The following is a 20223-nucleotide window of genomic DNA, read 5'->3' as shown; positions in this document are numbered from 1 at the left end:
GCGGCACCGCGAACGAACCCCAGAGTTTAAACCACCGCCCCATGCTGAAGCTCGACCGATACCTGCTGGGCGATTTCGTCCAGAGTTTCCTGGCTACCCTGATCGTCCTGCTGGTGGTCAGCGTGGGCGGCGTGCTGGTGGACATCCTCGGCAACATCGCCGACGGGCGCCTGCCGGCCAAGCTGCTGTTCTCGCAGCTGGGCCTGCAGTTCATTGCCTACCTGCCGCTGATCCTGCCGCTGGCGCTGATGCTGGGCCTGCTGCTGGCCATCGCGCGCCTGTACCGCGACTCGGAAATGGCAGTGATCACCGCCATTGGTGTCGGCCCCAAGCGACTGCTGCGGCCACTGCTGATGCTGGTGGTGCCGGTGGTGGCACTGGTGGGCGCCTGCTCGCTGTGGCTGGGCCCGTGGGCCGGCCGGGTGGCCGAGCAGATGATCATCGAGGCCAACCGCAGCGTGTTGATGGCCGGTCTGGAGCCGGGCCGCTTCACCCCGCTGCCCAATGGCGGCGTGGTCTACCTGTCCTCGATCTCGCCCGATGGCACCCAGCTGGGCAAGGTGTTCCTGCAGCGCCAGAAGGATGACCGCCTGGAGGTGGTGTCGGCCAATGGCGGCCGCATGTTCTTCGAAGGTACCCGCCAGCGCTTCCTGGAGCTGGATGACGGCCACCAGGTGGAAGGGCCGGTGGCTGGTGGCCTGGACTACCGCCTGGCGACCTTCGCCCGCAATGACGTGGCCCTGCCCGATGGCGCGCAGACCCGCACCGAGGATGACCCGGAACTGATGCCGACCCTGCAGCTGATCGGCGATGAGCGTCCGCAGGCGCAGGCGCAGCTGCACCGCCGCCTGGCGCCGCCGCTGATCGCGCTGGCGTTCGCCCTGCTGACCGTGCCGCTGGGCCGCAGCTCGCCGCGCCAGCAGCGCTACGGCCGCATGATGCTGGCGCTGATGGCCTACATGGTCGGCACCAATCTGATGTTCATCGGCAGCGGCTGGATCGCCAACGGCAAGATCCCCCCAGCGCTCGGCCTGTGGTGGTTGACTCTGCCGTTGCTGGCGCTGGCAATCTGGATGTATGCACGTGATGGCCGCCTGGGCCGCCCGAAGGGAGCCCGCGCATGAGGCTGCGCCCGATGCGTTTCGACCTGTACCTGGGCCGGTCGGTGTTCACCACGGTGCTGCTGACCTGGGCCGTGCTGGTTGGCCTGGACGTGGTGATGGCGTTCTCCGGCGAGTTCAAGGACATCGGCAAGAACGGCTACACGCTGGGCCATGCCGCCGCCTGGGTGCTGTACACGGTGCCACGCCGCGCCTACACCATGTTCCCCACCGCCGCGGTGATCGGTGCACTGATGGGCCTGGGCCAGCTGGCAGCGACCTCGGAGCTGACCGCGCTGCGTGCGCTGGGCCTGTCGCGCAAGCGCCTGAGCGTTTCAGTGGCGATTGCGCTGTCGCTGCTGACCGCGGTGATGGTGTTCAGCGCCGAGACCCTGGGCCCCTGGGGCCAGGACCGCGCCGATGCGTTGAAGTCCAGCGCCAAGTGGGGGCGGGATATCGCCACCAGCCGCTACTCGGGCCTGTGGGCACGCGAGGGCGATACCTTCCTCAACGCGCAGAGCGGCGAGGAGCAGCTGGTCGGCGACAAGGGCACGCGCCTGATCCTGCGCGACGTGCGCCTGTACCGCATCGCCGAGAACGGGGGCATCGCCTCATTGACCCATGCCGACACCGCCGAGCATGACAAGGATGGCTGGGTGCTGACCGGGGTACGTCGCGATACCTTCGGCGAGCGCTCGGCGACCCGCCAGGAAATCGCGCGCGAACCGTGGAATTCGAAGCTGGATGCGGCCGCATTGGCCACCGGCATCGCCAAGCCGCGCAACCTCAGCCTGGCCGAACTGAGCACCAGCATCACCTACCGGCAGCGCAACGGGCTGGACGCGCGTGACTTCGAGGACGTGTACTGGAGCCGCTGGTTCTACCCGTTGAACGTGCTGGCGCTGTGCCTGGCGGCGGTGCCGTTCGCGTTCGGCTCGCTGCGCAGCGGCGGCATGGGCAAGCGCCTGTTCCTGGGCATCCTGTTCGCGCTGGGCTTCTGGCTGCTGCAGCTGTTCTTCGGACGCATGGCCGGCGCGCTGAAGTTCGATTACCGCATTGCCTATGCGCTGCCACCGATCGTGATGCTGGCGGTGTCTGGATTGCTGTTCCGGCGCAAATCAGGTTGATTCCCAGGGAGCCGGGCAAGGCCCGGCTGTTTCCGTTTCACTTCAAGGACGAACATGAGCTTCCAACGCTTTCTGCCGTACATCGCGGCCGTGCTGCTTTCTGCCGGCTGCAGCCGGTCCACCGTCGACTTCGAGATCGACAACCCGACGGATGCACCGCTGACCTTGTCGGTCGACCAGCAGGTGCATACCCTGCCGCCGCACACCTCCATGCCCCTGGTCCTGGAGCCGGGCCAGTACCGGCTGCAGAGCGAGAAAATCGGCAGCGTACGCATGGTTGTCTACGCCGACGGGATCGGCGGGCTGATCAACCCGGCCATGGCCGAGTACGTGATCGTCACCGAGCAGTACGTCACCAGCAAAACCAATACCGGCAACCTGGCATCGAAGATCGAACTGAACGATGTGGAGATCGAGGGTCCCTACGTGAAGGCGACCGGCTTCTTCATTCCGCGCCGTTGGGACGCAGGACTGAAGGGCGAGCTGCCTGACACGGTGGTCTCCAGCAGCCCGGATACCTCGTCCGACTACCGGACCAAGCTCTACAACGTGCCTGGCTTCTTCGAATACCTGGATGCCGGGGACGAGCTGAAGGAGGCTTTCGGGCCGGATGGCTACCGGCCGCCGGCAGCATCGGTGGCTTTCACTGCCGCCCAGCTGCCGCCGCTTCCGGCGGCCTATGAGGCCCAGGGCAAACCGATGCGCGAGCTGTACGCGCAGTACCTTGCCGCAACCGATGCAGGCGAGCAGAAGCGCCTGAAGAAGGCCAGCCTGAAACTGTGGCAGGAGTTCGTGAAGACCCGTGCGCAATTGAGCGGACAGTCGCCGGTGGCTGACGATGTGCAGGCCAATGCGTTTGCGTCCGCCTTCTTCGACCTCTGGACGCAGCCGGCGGTGATCCTGCCGGATCCGGCAGCTGCTGGCTGATCGCTGCGTTGATCGTGTAGAGCCGAGCCCATGCTCGGCTCTACACGTGGTGCATCACCGCTTCGGCATGCGCATCAGGCGGGTGCCGCTGGCGCGGTCGTGCCAGGTCAGGCGATCGCGGTCGACCCATGCCCACCAGAACCCCAGTCCACCCAGCAGCAGCGACAGTGAGCCCACCGCGAAGCGCAGCCACAGTTGGCCGCGCCGCAGCGGCGTGCCATCGCTCGATTGCAGTTTCAGCCGCCACGGTCGCATGCCCAGCGTCTGTCCGCCACGGCGCCAGCTGGCCGTGGCGTACCCCCCCGTGATTCCCCAGCACACCGCCCACAGCAGCCACTGCCAGGCACTGAATGGTGCGATGTTCTCGCGCTGCGCGTGGCCGCTGAAGGTGTAGGCGAGGGTGAACAGCGTGCCGGCCAGCATCCACAGCGCCAGCACCGGCAGTGCGTCGTAGACCATCGCCAGCACGCGCCAGGCCAACAAGGCACGTGGGCGGGGCATTTCGGTAGCGGCCGCAGGGGCCGTGTCGGTGGCGGGGCGGGACATGCGCCGAGCATACGCAAAGCTGGCCGCGCCCGCAGTGGCCCTCGTATCCTGCACCCATGGCCCTTGTTTCCACCCCCGCCGAACGCCGCCAGCTGGTGCAGCAACTGCCCGAGCTGCGCGCCGACGACAGCGCGCGCATCAAGCGCTTCCTCGATGCGATCTGGGCCGAGAACGGCCTGGCCCGCGCCACCCTCGACAGCTACCGGCGCGACCTGGAAGGGCTGGCGCGCTGGATGGATGGACGCGACGGTGGCCTGGCCGGCATCGAGCGCCCGGGGTTGTTCGATTACCTGGCCTGGCGCACCCGGCATGGCTGGTCGCCGCGCAGCAATGCGCGCCTGCTGTCGGCGCTGCGCGCGTTCTTCGCCGATGGCGTGCGCCGTGGTGAACGCAGCGAGGACCCCAGTGCCCTGCTGGACCCGCCGAAGCTGCCGCGGCTGTTGCCGAAGGCGCTGGCCGAAAGCCAGATCGACGCACTGTTGGCGGCGCCGGACATCGACAGTCCGCTGGGCCTGCGCGACCGCGCCATGCTGGAGCTGATGTATGCGGCCGGCCTGCGCGTGAGCGAGCTGGTGCTGCTACCGGCCACGGCAGTCAACCTGCGCCAGGGCGTGCTGAGGGTCACGGGCAAGGGCAGCAAGGAGCGGCTGGTGCCGCTGGGCGAGGAATCGCAGCACTGGCTGGAGCGCTATCTGCAGGCGTCGCGCCCGCAGCTGGTCGGCAAGGGCAAGGTGCAGGCGCTGGCCGATGGGCAGACCCCATTGTTTGTCGAGCCGACGCTGCATGCGCTGACCCGCCAGGCGTTCTGGCATCTGGTCAAGCGCCACGCGCAGGTGGCCGGTATCGATCCGGTGCGGATCAGCCCGCATGGCCTGCGCCACAGCTTCGCCACGCATCTGCTCAACCGCGGCGCCGACCTGCGCGCGCTGCAGATGCTGCTCGGCCACAGCTCGCTGTCGACCACCCAGATCTACACCCTGGTGGCCCGCGAACACCTGCAGAAGCTGCACGCGCGCCACCATCCGCGCGGCTGAGCAGCGGCCTGAACCCCGGCCTCGGACGGTGGGCAGTGTCGCGGCCCGGTAGCGGCGGCTGTGTCAGAATCCGGGATCTTCTTCTGTCGCGGACCGCTCCATGCTCCGATTTGCCATCGCCGCCGTGTTCGGTGCGCTCAGCCTGACCGCCTGCGCCCAGCCGGCTCCGCCGGCCGCCAAGGCACCCGCCGCGGCTGCGGCCAAGGCCGTCCCGGCCGCCAACGCTTCGGCCGACCAGGCCGTACGCGCCGCGCTGACCGCCCTGAATCCCGGCTTCCAGGTGGACTACATCGGCGCTGCGCCGTTCCCCGGCTTCCGCGAGGTCGTGGTCTCCGGCCAGTTGCTGTACGTGTCCGACGATGGCCGCTACCTGTTCCAGTCGCAGCCCTACGACACGCGTGCCAAGGGCCCGGCCAACAGCGAAGGCCTGCTCGGCTACCGCCGCGATCTGCTGGCCAAGGCCAACCACGGCGACCGCATCGTATTCGCTGCGCCCAATGCCAAGTACACCATCAGCGTGTTCACCGACATCGAGTGCGGTTACTGCCGCAAGCTGCATCAGGACATCGCGGAGCTCAACCGCAACGGCATCTCGGTCGAGTACCTGGCATTCCCGCGCATGGGCCTGGGCAGCAAGGACTACACCGACATGATTTCGGTCTGGTGTGCAGCGGATCGCCGCCAGGCCCTGACCAACGCCAAGCGCGGTGGCAGTGTGCCGGCCAAGAACTGCACCAACCCGGTGGCGATGCAGTACGCGCTGGGCCAGCAGTTGGGCGTGAACGGCACGCCGGCGATCTTCGCGCCGGATGGCACCCAGCTGGGCGGTTACCTGCCGCCGGCGCAGCTGCGTGCGGCGCTGGACAAGCTGTCCGAGAAGCGCTGACGCGGAATCGTAGCGTCGAGGCATGCTCGACTGCGGGACCATCAGCCGAGCATGGGCTCGGCGCTAAAGATCAGAGGCCGGGGGCGCACAATGCGCCCCCGGCTTTTTGCTTATTTCAGGCCATCACTGACCGCCTTGGTCAGCGTTCCCTGCGCATCGTCACCGCTGAACTCCCAGACGAACGCGCCGCCCAGGCCCTGGGTCTTCACGTAGCCCATCTTGCGGGTGATGTTGGCCGGGGTATCGAAGCTCCACAGCGTGCTGCCGTTGTAGATCCAGGTGGCACCGGCGGTGTTGTCGGTGTAGCCCGGCCACGCCAGGTTCTTCAGCACCTTCCAGTCTTCGATGCCGGCCTCGTAGGTACCCGGGGCGGCGCCGGTCGCGGTCTGGTACAGGCCGTTGTTGGCGTTGGCCACACCGGTCCAGCCACGCCCGTAGTAGCCGATGCCCAGGTTGAGCTTGGCGGCGGGCACGCCACGGCTGATGAAGGCCTCGATGGCGTCGTTGCTGTTGTAGAGCTTCTGGTCGCCGGTGGACGGATCATTCGGCGAATCGAACAGCGCCGACTGGTGATTGGTCTTCGCATCCCACGCGCCGTGGAAGTCGTAGGTCATCACGTTGATGTAGTCCAGGTACGGGTGGTACGCGGCCGGATCAGTGACGCGGATCTTGTCGATGCCGGCACCCACCGCCACCGTCAGCAACAGGCCCGGACGCACCGCATCGAGCTGGCGGCGGAACTCGGCCATCAGCGCGGTGAAGTTGGCGTTGTCCTCCGGCTTGCCGCATTCGATGCCACAGGCCACCGGGTACTCCCAGTCGACGTCGATGCCGTCGAACACGCCCAGTGCGGCACCGGCGCCACCGGCACCGTCGGTCACCGGCAGGTTGCCCTTGATGTAGGCGTCGATGCACGAGGCGACGAAGGCCTGGCGGTTTTCCGGACGCGCCGCGCTGGAGAAACCACGCGACCAGGTCCAGCCACCCAGCGAGATCAGCACCTTCATGCCCGGGTACTTGGCCTTGAGCTGCTTGAGCTGGTTCCAGTTACCGCGCAACGGCTGGTCCCAGGTATCGGCGCTGCCGCTGACGCTCTCGGCGGCACTGAAGGCCTTGGTGTAGTCGGCGAAGGCATCGCCACCGGCACCGCTGTTCGGATCCGACGGCTGGGTGATGCCCACTTCGCAACGGTTGTTGCGCACGTTGCCGAACGCGTAGTTGATGTGGGTCAGGCGTGCGGCCGAGCCACTGCTGTCGATGTTCTTGACCCGGTAGTTGCGGCCGTAGATGCCCCACTGGGTGAAGTAACCGATCACCCGCTTGCCGGTGGTGCCGCCGTCGCCGGCCAGCGTAGTGGCGCTGATCTCGGTGCCCTGGGCCGAGGCGTTGCCGGCGTTGTCGCGGGCACGAACCCGGTAGCGGTAGGTGGTGGAGGCAGTCAGCCCGCCATCGATGTAGCTGGCGCTGGACGGTGAACCGACCAGGCTGCCGTTGCGGTACACGTCGTAACCGGCCACGCCGCTGCCACCGGTGTTGTCGGTGGACGGGCTCCAGCTGAGCGCGATGCTGTTGGCGGTGCGGGTGCCGACCGCCAGCCCGCCCGGCACGCTCGGTGCGGTGGTATCGCCACCGGCGGCGTTGACGGTGATGTTGATGGTCGCGGTGCTGGTGGTGGCGTTGTTGTTGTCGGTCGCGACTGCACGCAGGGTGTGGCTGCCGGCGCTGGCATTGGCCCAGCTGGCCGCGTACGGCGCACTGGTGGCCACGCCCAGCGTGCTGCCATCGCGGAAGAACTCGACCTTGGCGACGCTGCCGTCCGGATCACTGGCGTTGGCGGTCACGTTGACCGTGCTGCCGGCGCTGAAGGTGGCGCCGTTGGCCGGCGAGGTCAGGCTGACCACCGGCGGCTGGTTGGCGCCGCTGCCATCGCAGGCACCGAGGTTGGTGTAGTAGGGCGCACCGGCCGGATGGTCCGGCGGCGCGTTCCAGATGTCCTGGTTCGCCCGATAGAGGACGCCTCCTTTCTGCAGGGTATCGCCAGCCCGGTAGATCTTGGCCTGGTCCCACTGGGCCACGCCGGCACAGCTGGCGGCCTGCGCCAGGCCGGGCAGGGCGGCGGTACCGGCGGCCAGGGCAAGCAGCCAGGCCAGGCGGCGGGGACGACAGCTTCGGGTCGAACGTTCGGCACTGCGCACAATCGGGTCGTACATGGGTAAGTCTCCGATCAAAGGGCGCGCGGGCCCCGATGGCGCCGCGCGTGACGCAGGTCCGGGCGTCGCCCGGGAAGGCGACGGAGGGGGCGGACGGAGGTACCTGGGAGGCCGGGGAGAGAGTCCGGCGCCAGGTGGGGACAACGTTGTCATCAATCGTGTGGTCAATCCGTGAGCGAGTGCATGGTTCGGGGATTTGGCGGGGAGCGGCGCTGGTGCGCGGTCGGCGGCCATCGGCGGAGCCCCTCGTGGCTGGAGTGGGTCGCTGAAAGCGGGTTTCTGAGGGTTGGCCGGGTGGGTGGGCTGCGCAGGGGACGCTGCAAGTACGTCCATGTAAGCTCGATCGCCGCATCCATGCGGCTCACGCCCCTGCGCAGCCCACCCGCCCGGCCACGGACAGGTTCCTGCGCGGCCAGCCACGGAAGACAGAACAAAAAATCAAAAGCAGAAGCCGATCGCTTCGCTCTTCAATGCCTGATTTCTGAAATTTCCTGGTTGCCGGCCAGCGGCCGGCACTACCGGGGAGCATCCACGCATGGCGTGGATCTACTGCAGATCGCGGAAATCTGTCGAAGGCGGGGTGGGTCCGGTTGCGGGGGCGTGAGCCGCATGGATGCGGCGATCGAGCCTCCATGGACGGATTCACGGCGTCCCCCGCAACCGGACCCACCCCGCCATCCCACGGGAACCCCGCTTTTGCTTTGGCAGTTGCCGTTGCCTTGGCTTCGGCGGGTGCCGGGCGCCGCCCGGCCAAAGCCCTTCCCCCGCTTCCGGTACAATGTCGGGCCCGTTTCCCAACTACGGTTCCCCGGACATGATGGTCCTCGAGGGCGCGCCCGCCCTGTCGCCGTTCCGCCGCGAACGTCTTGAATCCCGCCTGCAGTCCATCGCGCCCTCCCTGCGCATCAGCGGTGCCTGGCACGTCTACTTCGTGCAGCCCGAAGGCAGCGCCGCCCCCGACCTGACCACCCTGTGCCGCATCCTCGAAGCTGCGCCGCAGGCCGAGGCCGTGGCCGACGGCGCGGTCAGCCGCATCGTGGTGCCGCGCCTGGGCACGCTGTCGCCGTGGTCGAGCAAGGCCACCGAACTGGTCCGCGGTGCCGGGCAGCCGGTCAGCCGGGTCGAGCGTGGCCTGCGCATCGACGTGCAGGGCTGGCCGGCCGATGCCGCCGCCCAGCAGGCGCTGGTCAAGGCGCTGCACGACCCGATGACGCAGTCGGTGCTGGAGACCGTGGAACAGGGCCAGGCGCTGTTCTCGGCGCCGGCCCGCGGTGAACTGGAACGCGTGCCGGTGGACCAGCTGGAGGCCGCCAACCAGCGCCTCGGCCTGGCCATGGCCCAGGACGAGATCGACTACCTGCGCGAACGCTTCACCGCGCTCGGCCGCGCACCGTCCGACGTCGAGCTGATGATGTTCGCGCAGGCCAATTCCGAGCACTGCCGCCACAAGATCTTCAACGCCAGCTGGACCATCGACGGCCAGGAACAGGACCGTTCGCTGTTCCGGATGATCAAGAACACCCACCAGCAGACCCCGCAGCACACGCTCAGCGCGTACAGCGACAACGCCGCGGTGATCGAAGGCCATCCGGCGTCGCGTTACCGCCCGGATCCGGCCAGCGGCGAATACCGCCGCGAGCCGCAGGTGCCCAGCGCGTTCCAGATCAAGGTGGAAACGCATAACCATCCGACCGCGATCGCGCCGTTCCCGGGTGCCTCGACCGGCAACGGTGGCGAGATCCGCGACGAAGGCGCGACCGGCCGCGGCGGCAAGCCGAAGGCGGGCCTGTCCGGGTTCTCGGTCTCGCACCTTCGCATTCCCGAGCTGCCGCAGCCGTGGGAAGCGCCGCGCGCGCTGAACCCGCGCATGGCACCGGCGCTGGAAATCATGACCGACGGCCCGCTGGGCGGCGCTGCGTTCAACAACGAGTTCGGCCGCCCGAACCTGCTCGGCTACTTCCGCAGCTTCGAGCTGCCGGAAGGCGCCGATCTGGTGCGTGCCTACGACAAGCCGATCATGCTGGCCGGTGGCCTCGGCGCGATCGACCGCGTGCAGGTCGACAAGATCCAGCTGCAGGCCGGTGATGCGGTGATCGTGCTGGGGGGGCCGGCAATGCTGATCGGCCTGGGCGGCGGTGCCGCCAGCTCGGTGGCCTCCGGCGAAAGTGCCGAGGATCTGGACTTCGCCAGCGTGCAGCGGGACAACCCGGAAATGGAACGCCGCTGCCAGGAGGTCATCGACCGCTGCGTGGCGATGGGCGCCAACAACCCGATCAAGTTCTTCCACGACGTCGGTGCCGGTGGCCTGTCCAATGCCATCCCGGAACTGCTGCACGACTCCAAGGTCGGCGGCGTCATCGATCTGGGCAAGGTGCCCACCGATGATCCGTCGCTGTCGCCGATGCAGCTGTGGTGCAACGAATCGCAGGAACGCTACGTGCTGGGCGTGGCCCAGGAGCGTCTGGCCGAGTTCGCCGCACTGTGCGCCCGCGAGCGCTGCCCGTTCGCCGCGGTTGGCGTGGCGACTGCCGAGGAGCACCTGGTGGTGGCCTACGGTGCCGTGCCGGGCCACACCCCGGCCGATGCGCCGATCGACCTGCCGATGGATGTGCTGTTCGGCAAGCCGCCGAAGATGCACCGCGACACCGCGCACCCGCCGGCCCCGCGCTGGCCGGCGCTGAAGACCGGCGGCCTGGACCTGCAGGAAGCCGGCCTTCGCGTGCTGGCGCACCCGACGGTCGCTTCGAAGAACTTCCTGGTCACCATCGGTGACCGCAGCGTCGGCGGCCTGACCGCGCGCGAACAGATGGTCGGCCCGTGGCAGCTGCCCGTGGCCGACGTGGCGATCACCCTGGCCGACTTCGACGGCGTGTCCGGCGAAGCGATGTCGATCGGCGAGCGCACCCCGCTGGCCCTGCTTGATGCGGCGGCTTCGGCGCGCATGGCGGTGGGCGAAGCGTTGACCAACCTGTGCGCGGCCCCGGTCGATGCGCTGGATGAGATCAAGCTGTCGGCGAACTGGATGGCCGCAGCCGGCCACCCGGGTGAAGACGCGCTGCTGTACGACGCGGTGAAGGCGGTGGGCATGGAACTGTGCCCGCAGCTGGACATCAGCATCCCGGTGGGCAAGGACTCGCTGTCGATGCAGGCGCAGTGGCACGACCAGGGCGAAGCGCACAAGAGCGTGTCGCCGGTGTCACTCGTGATCTCGGCGTTCGCGCCGGTGGCCGACGTGCGCCAGCAGCTGACGCCGCTGCTCGACCGCGACGTGGAAAGCGAGCTGTGGCTGATCGGCCTGGGCGCCGGCAAGCAGCGCCTGGGCGGTTCGATTCTGGCCCAGGTGCATGCCGACCACGGCGAGCTGCCGGCTTTCGCCGGTGCCGCGCCGGACCTGGACGACCCGCAGCGCCTGCGTGGTTTCTTCGAGCTGATCCGCGATGCGCGCCAGTCCGGCCTGCTGCTGGCCTATCACGACCGCAGCGACGGCGGCGCCTTCGCCGCGCTGTGCGAAATGGCCTTCACCTCGCGCCTGGGCCTGGACATCACCCTCGATGCCTGGGGCGATGATCCGTTCCGCAGCCTGTTCAACGAAGAGCTGGGCGCGGTGGTGCAGATCGCGCGCGAAGACCGTGCGGCCTTCGCCGACCTGGTCGAGCGCCATGCACTGACCGAATGCGCGCAGCGCATCGCCAAGCCGACCACCGCACCGGTGGTGCGCGTGTCGCTGGGTGGCGAGAACCTGGCCGAGTGGCGCTGGGACGCGCTGTTCGATGCCTGGTGGTCGGTCACCCACGCCATGCAGAAGCGCCGCGACAACCCGGCCAACGCCGACGCCGAGCGCGAGATTGCGCGTTCCTTCACGGCGCCGGGCCTGAAGCCCAAGCTCAGCTTCGACCTCAACGAGGACGTGGCGGCGCCGTTCATCAGCACCGGTGCGCGCCCGCGCGTGGCCGTGCTGCGCGAGCAGGGCGTGAACGGCCAGATTGAAATGGCCAACGCCTTCGAACGTGCCGGCTTCCGCGCCTTCGACGTGCATATGAGCGACCTGATCGAAGGCCGCGTGGCCCTGCAGGACTTCACCGGCCTGGTCGCCTGTGGTGGCTTCAGCTACGGCGACGTGCTCGGTGCCGGCCGTGGCTGGGCCACCTCGATCCTGGAGCGCAGTGCGCTGCGTGATGCCTTCGCCGCATTCTTCGCGCGCGAGGACAGCTTCGCGCTGGGCGTGTGCAATGGCTGCCAGATGATGAGCCAGCTGAAGGGCATCATTCCGGGGGCCGAGCACTGGCCACAGTTCCGCCGCAACGCCAGTGAGCAGTTCGAAGCCCGTACCGCGCTGCTGGAGGTGGTGGAATCGCCGTCGATCCTGCTGCGCGGCATGGCCGGTTCGCGCCTGCAGGTGGCGGTGGCGCATGGCGAAGGCCAGGCCGTGTTCGACAATGCCATCGACCAGGCCGCCGCACGTGTCTCGCTGCGCTACATCGATGGTCACGGCAACGTTGCCAGCCAGTACCCGCTGAATCCGAACGGTTCGCCGGACGGCATCACCGGCCTGACCAGCAGTGACGGCCGCGTCACCATCATGATGCCGCACCCGGAACGCACCCCGCGCGCGCTCAACCTGAGCTGGGCTCCGGCCGAGTGGCAGGGTGACTCGCCGTGGATGCGCATGTTCCGCAACGCGCGGGTGTGGTGCGGCTGATCGCACTGCATCGCGCAGGCCTCAATGCCATCGCGTATGGAAAAACCCGCCGTTGATCGGCGGGTTTTTCTTTGCGAGCTTGAAACTCCAGTCGCGACCGCTAGTTACATGCATTTTCATGCGTCGAGGAATCGTCACGCATGCATAACAAAATCCTTTCATAAACACGTGAAATAGTGATGTGCTTCACGGCAATAGGATTTGCTGTGTCAAAGTCTTGACGATCTGCAAAGTTGCCGTTAACACTTGAACCCCGTTTCAGAATCATTCATTTCGCAGTAACCGGTTGGCGCACGCGCTCGGTTTTCTGTCGCTGCGCGCCGTTCGGCAATACCCCGCAGTAAATCACGCGAATAAACGCCCCCAGGGGACGTTGGGCCGGAAAGCCCAGCGGTGGCGTTGCTTTGCCCAAAACCAGTCCAATCAGGAGCCGTACCGATGAATCGGATTTATCGCAAGGTCTGGAACAAAGCATTGGGTCAGTTGGTGGTGGCCTCGGAACTGGCCTCCTCCGACAGCGGCGGCGGGGTCGTCGACCAGCGCCGCGATGCAACGCAGGCTGCGCCCGCAAGGTTGGCGATGGCACTGGGCCTGGTATTGGGATTGGGCATGAGCGGAGTCGCTGCCGCACAGTCGGTGCAGATCGGCGGCAGCGCCACCTGCGTGGCATTCAGCGGCAAGCTGCTCGAAAAGTGCCTGATCGAAGGCTCGGCCACGGCCAAGGGCAGCAACGCGGTGGCGATCGGCAGCAACAGCAGCGCCAGTGCGGCCAACAGCGTGGCGCTCGGCGCCGGCTCCAAGGCCACCCGCGCAAACACCGTGTCCGTCGGTGACACCGGCAAGGAACGGCAGATCACCAATGTTGCCGCAGGCAGCCAGGCCACCGATGCGGTGAACAAGGCGCAGCTCGATGCGCAGGCGCGTGCAACGCAGGCCGCGCTTGCCGATGTCGCCGCAGACGGCAACCGTTATTTCAAGGCCGACGGCGCAGGCGATGACAGCGACGCGGCGAAGATCGAAGGGCAGGGCGCCGTGGCGGCCGGTGCCGGCGCACAGTCGCTGGCCAATGCCACCACTGCCATCGGTACCCAGGCCATTGCCGCGGGCCTGGGCGCAAGCGCGTTCGGCCAGGGCGCCTTGGCAATCGGCGATGCCAGCGTGGTGGTCGGGCAGAGCGCTGCGGCATTCGGTCTCGGCGACACCGCGGTTGGCGCAAGCGCGACCGCCGCCAGCGAGAACGGCGCGGCCACCGCGCTGGGTGCGCTGTCCGAAGCGACTGCCGATGGCGCCACCGCTGTTGGCGGCGGTGCCGTGGCGATGGGCCCGGGCAGCACCGCGCTGGGCCGCGGCGCTACCGCCGCCAACGAAGCATCGATCGCGGTGGGTGCGTTCAGCACCGCCGTCGGTGAATACAGCACCGCGCTGGGCTCGAATTCCGCGGCGGTGGCCACCGGCAGCGTGGCGCTCGGCGCGGGCTCGCTGGCCGACCGCGTCGATACCGTGTCCGTTGGTGCCGCCGAATACGGGCTGACCCGGCAGATCACCAGCGTGGCCGCAGGCACCGAAGACAACGATGCAGTCAATGTCGGTCAGCTGAAGGACGTCGCCGCCGTGGCCGATGCCACCGCCAAGCGCTTCCAGGCCAATGGCAGCAGCAACAGCGATGCCGGTGCACTGGCCGAGGGCGACGAGGCGCTGGCGGCCGGCGAGGCCGCCAATGCCATCGGCAACGGCACCACTGCAGTCGGTGCCGGCGCCACCGCCGTCGCGCAGAACGCCACCGCCGTTGGCAACAACGCGCTGGCCTCGGGCCAGAACAGTGCCGCGTTCGGCAACAACGCGCAGGCCAACGGTCCAGGCAGCGTTGCCGTGGGTGGCGCTGCGGTGGATGCCGATGGCAACCCGCTGATCACCAGCGGCGGCGTGCCGGTGGAAACCGGCGCAACCAGCGCAGGCGTCGGCGGCACTGCGGTCGGCGCCAGTGCCGAAGCCAGTGGTTTTGCGGCGTCGTCCTACGGCGTCGGCGCCTATGCGGCCGGTGCGCAGGCGTCGGCCTTCGGCGCCGTGGCCAATGCCATCGGCGATTATTCCACCGCGCTGGGTACGCAGAGCAACGCGACGGGCACCAGCAGCGTCGCCATCGGTGGCCCGGCTGACCTGATCCCCGGCCTGGGCTTCTTCGTGCAGACCCAGGCCAGTGGCGAAGCCGCCACCGCCGTCGGTGCCGGTGCCATCGCCAGTGGCGACCGTGCCGTGGCCAACGGCAGCCTCAGCGAAGCCTCCGGCGCCGAAGCGACCGCGGTCGGCTACTTCGCCTATGCACCGGGCGAGAACGCCAGTGCCCTGGGCGCGCAGACCTGGGCGAGCGGAGCGCAGAGCACTGCCGTGGGTTACTACGCCACCGCACGCGGCGCGAACAGTGTGGCACTCGGCGCGAATTCCGAAGCGGTGCGCGCCAACAGCGTGGCCGTCGGCAGCGCCGGCAACGAGCGGCAGATCACCAGCGTCGCTGCAGGCAGCGAAGCCACCGATGCGGTGAACAAAGCCCAGCTCGACGCCGTGGCCGGCACTGCCGACACCACCGCGCGTTTCTTCCAGGCACAGCCGGAGGCGGGCAGTGATGCTGGCGCACTGGCTGATGGCGAAGGCTCCATCGCTGTGGGTTCGTCGAGCAATGCGATCGGCGCAGGTGCCATCGCGCAGGGTGCTGCCGCGTCGGCCATCGGCGATGACAGCGTGGCCGTGGGCCGCAACAGCGCGGCCACCGGTAATGGCGGTGTCGCCATCGGTGGCCTCGGCCAGGCCTACGACGAGTTCAACCAGCCGATCATCGGTGCCGATGGCACGGCGCAGCAGGTGGGCACCACCGCTGTTGCCGATGCCACCGCAGTCGGCAGCGGTGCGCAGGCCACCGGGGCTGCCAGCAGCGCTTTCGGCAACGCGGCCAAGGCCAGTGGTGACAACAGCTTCGCCGCAGGCGGCAAGTCGCGCGCCACCGGCAGCTATGCGGTTGCGGTCGGCGACAGCGCATTCGCCAGCAGCGATGACAGCACCGCAGTAGGCGGATACAGCTGGGCCACTGCCAGTGGCGCAGCAGCATTCGGTTCGGGTGCATGGGCCACCGCCACCAACGCGTCAGCGTTCGGCAACGCGGCCTGGGCCAGCGGCAGCGGCGCGACCTCCATCGGTTACAACAGCTGGGCCAACGGCGCCAGTTCCACCGCCGTTGGCCGCGGTGCCTTCGGTTATGGCGACAACAGCGTGGCATTGGGTTTCCAGGCGTTGGGCAACAGCATCAACAGCATCGCCATCGGCACCAATACGGTGGCCGGTGGTGAGAGTGCGATCGCGCTCGGTGCCGGCAGCAATGCCAGCGCCAGCAATACGGTCGCGCTGGGTGCCGGTTCGGTCGCCAACCGCGCGCGCACGGTGTCGGTGGGCAGCGCCGGCAACGAACGCCAGGTCACCAACGTCGCCGCCGGCACCCAGGCCACCGATGCGGTGAACAAGGCGCAGCTGGATGCGGTGGCGACCACGGCCACCACCACCAGCCGCTTCTTCCAGGCCAGCGGCAACGGCGACGACGTAGCCGGTGCATTGGTGGAAGGTGACAACGCACTGGCGGCCGGTGATGCCGCCAACGCCATCGGCAACGGCGCCACCGCACTGGGTAGCGGCGCCAATGCGCTGGCCAGCAACGCACAGGCGCTGGGCTTCAATGCGTTGGCGACCGCAGCCAACGCCAGCGCTGTTGGTGCCAACGCACAGGCCACGGGCGAGTACGCCACCGCGCATGGCGCGGAAAGCGAAGCCAGCGGCGAGCAGAGCGCGGCGTTCGGTGCGGCCAGCATCGCCAGTGGCGCCGGTAGCACTGCCAATGGCGTGCTGTCCGAAGCGTCCGGCGAAGAGGCCGTGGCCGTGGGCTACTTCAGCAATGCCAGCGGTGACGCGGCAACCGCCGTGGGTAGCGAAAGCGTGGCCAGTGGCACGGCGTCAGCGGCCTTCGGTATCGGTGCCGAAGCCACTGGCGGTTACAGCACCGCCATCGGTGGCTACGCACAGGCCTCGGCGTTCAACGCCACCGCGTTCGGCAACTTCGCCAATGCCTCCGGTTCCAACAGCGTGGCCGTGGGTGGCGACTCGGAAGCCTCCGGCGCCTACAGCACCGCCACCGGCCAGGGCAGCCTGGCCACCGGCACCAACAGTGTCGCCGTCGGCGGCTCGCTGTTCGGTCTGCTGGCCACCGAGGCATCGGGCAACTACTCCACTGCGGTGGGTGGTGGCGCCTGGTCGGGGGGCATCAACAGCACCGCACTGGGCAACGCCGCCGAATCGCGCGGTGCCAACAGCGTGGCGCTGGGTGCGGACTCGATTGCCGACCGCGACAACACCGTGTCGGTGGGCGGCGGCGGCAATACCCGCCAGATCACCAACGTGGCCGACGGCACCCAGGGCAATGATGCGGTCAACAGGAATCAGCTCGATGCCGTAGCCGCGGCAGCGGAAAAGACCAGCCGGCAGTTCCAGGCCAGCGGCAATGCCGATGGTGAAACCGGGGCGCTGGTGGAGGGCGACAACGCGCTGGCCGCAGGTGACGCCGCCAATGCCATCGGCAACGGCGCCACCGCGCTGGGCAGTGGTGCCAATGCGCTCGCGGCCAACGCCACGGCGGTAGGCATCGATGCGCTGGCCACCGGCAGCAACGCGGCTGCCCTGGGCAGCACGGCACAGGCCACCGGCGAAGACAGCCTGGCGCTCGGTACCGGCGCCAGCGCCAGTGAACTGGGCGCCACAGCCACCGGTGCGCGTGCGCAGGCCAGTGGTGCGTACAGCACCGCCAGCGGCGCCGAAGCCAATGCCAGCGGCACCCAGGCATTGGCCAGCGGCTTCCGCAGCGCCGCGTCCGCCGATGGCACTACCGCTGTCGGCGGTTATGCCGAAGCCAGCGGTCGGCTCGGCACGGCACTGGGCTACGGTTCGGCGGCCAGTGGCGCCAACACCACGGCGGTCGGCTTCGGTGCCGCCGCCGCCGGTACCGGTGCAGTAGCGGTCGGTCAGTCCAGCGAAGCCAGTGGCGAAGAAAGCGTGGCGATCGGTGGCAGCACCTTCTTCGGCCTGATCCCCTCGCGTGCCAGTGGCACCGGTGCCGCGGCATTCGGTGCGGGCGCGTGGGCCACCGAAGACTACGCCACGGCGATCGGCTGGAATTCGTGGGCGGCAGGCAGCAGTGCCACCGCGCTGGGTGCCAACGCCACCGCCAATGGCAGCAACAGCGTCGCGCTCGGCGCCGGCTCCAAGGCCGACCGTGACAACACGGTGGCCGTCGGCAAGGCGGGCGGTGAGCGCCAGGTCACCCATGTCGCAGCCGGTACCGAAGCCACCGATGCGGTGAACAAGGGCCAGTTGGATGCAGTCGCCAGCGTCGCCGACAAGACCAGCCGCCAGTTCCAGGCCAGCGGCAATGCCGATGGCGAGGCCGGTGCCCTGGTGGACGGTGACAACGCACTGGCCGCCGGCAACGCGGCCAACGCCATCGGCAACGGCGCCACCGCGCTGGGCAGTGGTGCCAATGCCATGGCCGGCAATGCCACGGCCGTGGGCTTCGATGCGCTGGCCACCGGCAACAATGCGGCGGCGCTCGGCAACGCGGCGCAGGCTGCTGGTGTCGACAGCGTAGCCGTGGGCAGTGGCGCCAGCGCCAGCGAACTCGGCGCCAGTGCTACCGGCGCCGGCGCCCAGGCCAAGGGCGCTTACAGCACTGCCAGCGGCGCGCAGGCCACGGCCAGCGGCGCCCAGTCGCAGGCCAGTGGTTTCCGTGCCAATGCTTCGGCCGATGGCGCTTCGGCGCTGGGCAGCTATGCCGAAGCCAGTGGTCGCCTTGGCACTGCAGTGGGTTACGGCAGCAAGGCCACCGGCGCCAATGCCACCGCGGTGGGTGTCAGTGCCAACGCTTCGGCGGCCGGCAGCATCGCACTGGGCGCAGGCTCGGTGGCCGACCGTGCCAACACCGTGTCGGTGGGCAGCAGTACCAGTGATCGTCAGATCACCCGCGTCGCTTCCGGTACCGAGCGCACCGATGCGGTCAATCGTGGCCAGCTTGATGCGGTCGCAGCGACTGCCGATGGCACGGCACGTTACGTCAAGGCCACCGGCGCAGGTATTGCCAGCGCCAGCGGCAGTGATGCCGCCGCGATCGGTTCGGCGGCCAGTGCCAGCGGCGCGCGCAGCAATGCGCTGGGCGCCAACGCGATGGCGATCGGCAACGGTGCACTTGCACTGGGCAACAGTGCCGGCGCGTCCGGTGCCAACTCGGTGGCGCTGGGTGCGGGCTCGCGTGCGCTCGATGCCAACGTGGTGTCGGTCGGCGGTGGCAATGGCACCGATGGTCCAGCCACGCGCCGCATCGTCAATGTGGCCGATGGCCGCATCGCCGCCGGCAGCAGCGATGCCATCACCGGCTCCCAGCTCAACGTCACCAACCAGCGGGTGGGCGCGGTGGAAACGCGCGTGGGCGATTTCGATTCGCGCATCGCCACCGTGGAAACCACCGCGGCCAGCGCGGTCAGCTACGACGACGCCAGCCGTGACCGCCTGACCCTGTCCGGTTTCCAGGGCACCACCATCGACAACGTCGGTGCCGGCAGCATTGCCGCGGGCAGTCGCCAGGCGATCAACGGCGGCCAGCTGTTCCAGTCGCTCAGCGATGCCGCCAGCTTCCTCGGCGGTGGTGCCAGCGTCGGCATGCAGGGTGTGTTCGTGGCCCCGAACTACGTGATCCAGGGCGCCACCTACAGCAACGTCGGCGATGCGCTCGGCGCGCTGGACCGCAAGGTCAGCGAGATCGACCGCAGAACCGCCGGTGGCTCGCGTGCCGGGACTGCCAACCTGCGCGCGATGAGTGCCTCGCTGGATGAGAGCCCGCTGGCAAGCACCGCTGATGCACCTGCAACGGCCGACGCGGCACCGGCCAGCACCGCGCGTATGCAGGGCACGCCGACCGCTGCCGCCGCCGGTGCCGGGATTCCGGTTGGCACTCCCGCGACGGGCTTCAATGCCGTCGCCATGGGCGAGGGCGCCGTCGCCAGTGGCGCTTCGTCCACGGCCATCGGCCAGGGCGCCAATGCCACCGCGGCGAACGCGGTGGCGCTGGGCCAGGGCTCGGTTGCCGATCGTGCCAACACGGTCTCGGTGGGCAGTGAAGGCAACGAGCGCCAGGTCACCAATGTGGCGGCGGGTACTACGGCCACCGATGCGGTCAACAAGGGCCAGCTCGACCGTGGCATGGCCACGGCCAACAGCTACACCGACAGCCGCGTCCAGGCCGTCGCCGACAGCTTCGATGTGTTCAAGGGCGAGATCGACGGACGCCTGCGCCACATGGATCGCCGCATCGACCGCCAGGGTGCGATGAGCGCGGCGATGCTCAACATGGCCACCAGTGCCGCCGGTATCCGCACCCAGAACCGGGTCGGCGTCGGCATTGGTTTCCAGGGCGGCGAGTCGGCGTTGTCGCTGGGCTACCAGCGTGCGATCAGCGATCGCGCCACGGTGACCTTCGGCGGTGCTTTCAGCAGCGACGACAGCTCGGTTGGCGTCGGTGCCGGCTTCGGCTGGTAAGCCACTCCATCGCGCCGGCGGCCACCCACGCCGGCGCAGCACCTGCAGTGAGGGCCTGGGGGGAGGTCACGGCAATC

Annotated in this window: 9 protein-coding genes; 7 read left to right on the top strand and 2 right to left on the bottom strand. The window is 68.7% G+C overall.

Going from position 1 to position 20223, the window contains the following annotated elements:
* Window positions 1–41: 41 nt before the first annotated feature.
* The 3 genes from lptF to AC5O77_RS06175 are packed head-to-tail and all read left to right on the top strand — an operon-like array spanning window position 42 to window position 3154.
* Entirely contained in the window at window positions 42–1124 is a 1083-nt protein-coding gene (lptF, locus tag AC5O77_RS06185; RefSeq protein WP_032128008.1) for an LPS export ABC transporter permease LptF, read from the top strand.
* A complete protein-coding gene (lptG, locus tag AC5O77_RS06180) occupies window positions 1121–2227 on the top strand; it encodes an LPS export ABC transporter permease LptG (protein WP_032128009.1) in 1107 nt (368 codons plus the stop codon). The genes lptF and lptG overlap by 4 nt, the downstream gene beginning before the upstream one ends.
* 54 nt (window positions 2228–2281) lie before the next feature.
* Window positions 2282–3154: a hypothetical protein gene (locus AC5O77_RS06175; protein WP_478058135.1), complete on the top strand. Its 873-nt coding sequence runs from the start codon at window positions 2282–2284 to the stop codon at window positions 3152–3154.
* Window positions 3155–3208: 54 nt separating this feature from the next.
* Here the strand turns inward: AC5O77_RS06175 and AC5O77_RS06170 are convergent, their stop codons facing one another.
* Window positions 3209–3700 (bottom strand): RDD family protein, encoded by a 492-nt coding sequence (locus AC5O77_RS06170; RefSeq protein ID WP_478058136.1) that lies wholly within the window; start codon window positions 3698–3700, stop codon window positions 3209–3211.
* Between the two features lie 56 nt (window positions 3701–3756).
* On the opposite strand from AC5O77_RS06170, the gene xerD reads away from it, so the two are divergent.
* A complete protein-coding gene (gene xerD, locus AC5O77_RS06165; protein ID WP_478058137.1) occupies window positions 3757–4734 on the top strand; it encodes a site-specific tyrosine recombinase XerD in 978 nt (325 codons plus the stop codon).
* 100 nt (window positions 4735–4834) lie between these two features.
* The gene (locus AC5O77_RS06160) at window positions 4835–5620 is read left to right on the top strand and encodes a DsbC family protein (protein ID WP_049398153.1); all 786 of its coding nucleotides are present in this window, start codon (window positions 4835–4837) and stop codon (window positions 5618–5620) included.
* A 110-nt stretch (window positions 5621–5730) separates the two neighbouring features.
* On the opposite strand, the gene AC5O77_RS06155 is transcribed toward AC5O77_RS06160, so the two are convergent.
* Entirely contained in the window at window positions 5731–7830 is a 2100-nt protein-coding gene (locus tag AC5O77_RS06155; protein ID WP_494506567.1) for a glycosyl hydrolase family 18 protein, read from the bottom strand.
* Between the two features lie 814 nt (window positions 7831–8644).
* Here AC5O77_RS06155 and purL point away from each other — a divergent pair.
* On the top strand, window positions 8645–12529 hold the full coding sequence (gene purL, locus AC5O77_RS06150; RefSeq protein WP_478058139.1) for a phosphoribosylformylglycinamidine synthase: 3885 nt from the start codon (window positions 8645–8647) through the stop codon (window positions 12527–12529).
* Between the two features lie 438 nt (window positions 12530–12967).
* Window positions 12968–20146, top strand: coding sequence for an ESPR-type extended signal peptide-containing protein (locus AC5O77_RS06145; RefSeq protein ID WP_494506566.1), 7179 nt, complete (start codon window positions 12968–12970; stop codon window positions 20144–20146).
* Window positions 20147–20223: the final 77 nt, after the last annotated feature.

The organism is Stenotrophomonas sp. INTA L402-1, assembly GCF_059295135.1.
Note: the sequence above shows the minus strand (reverse complement) of the source record. Positions and strands in the feature narration are given on the sequence as shown.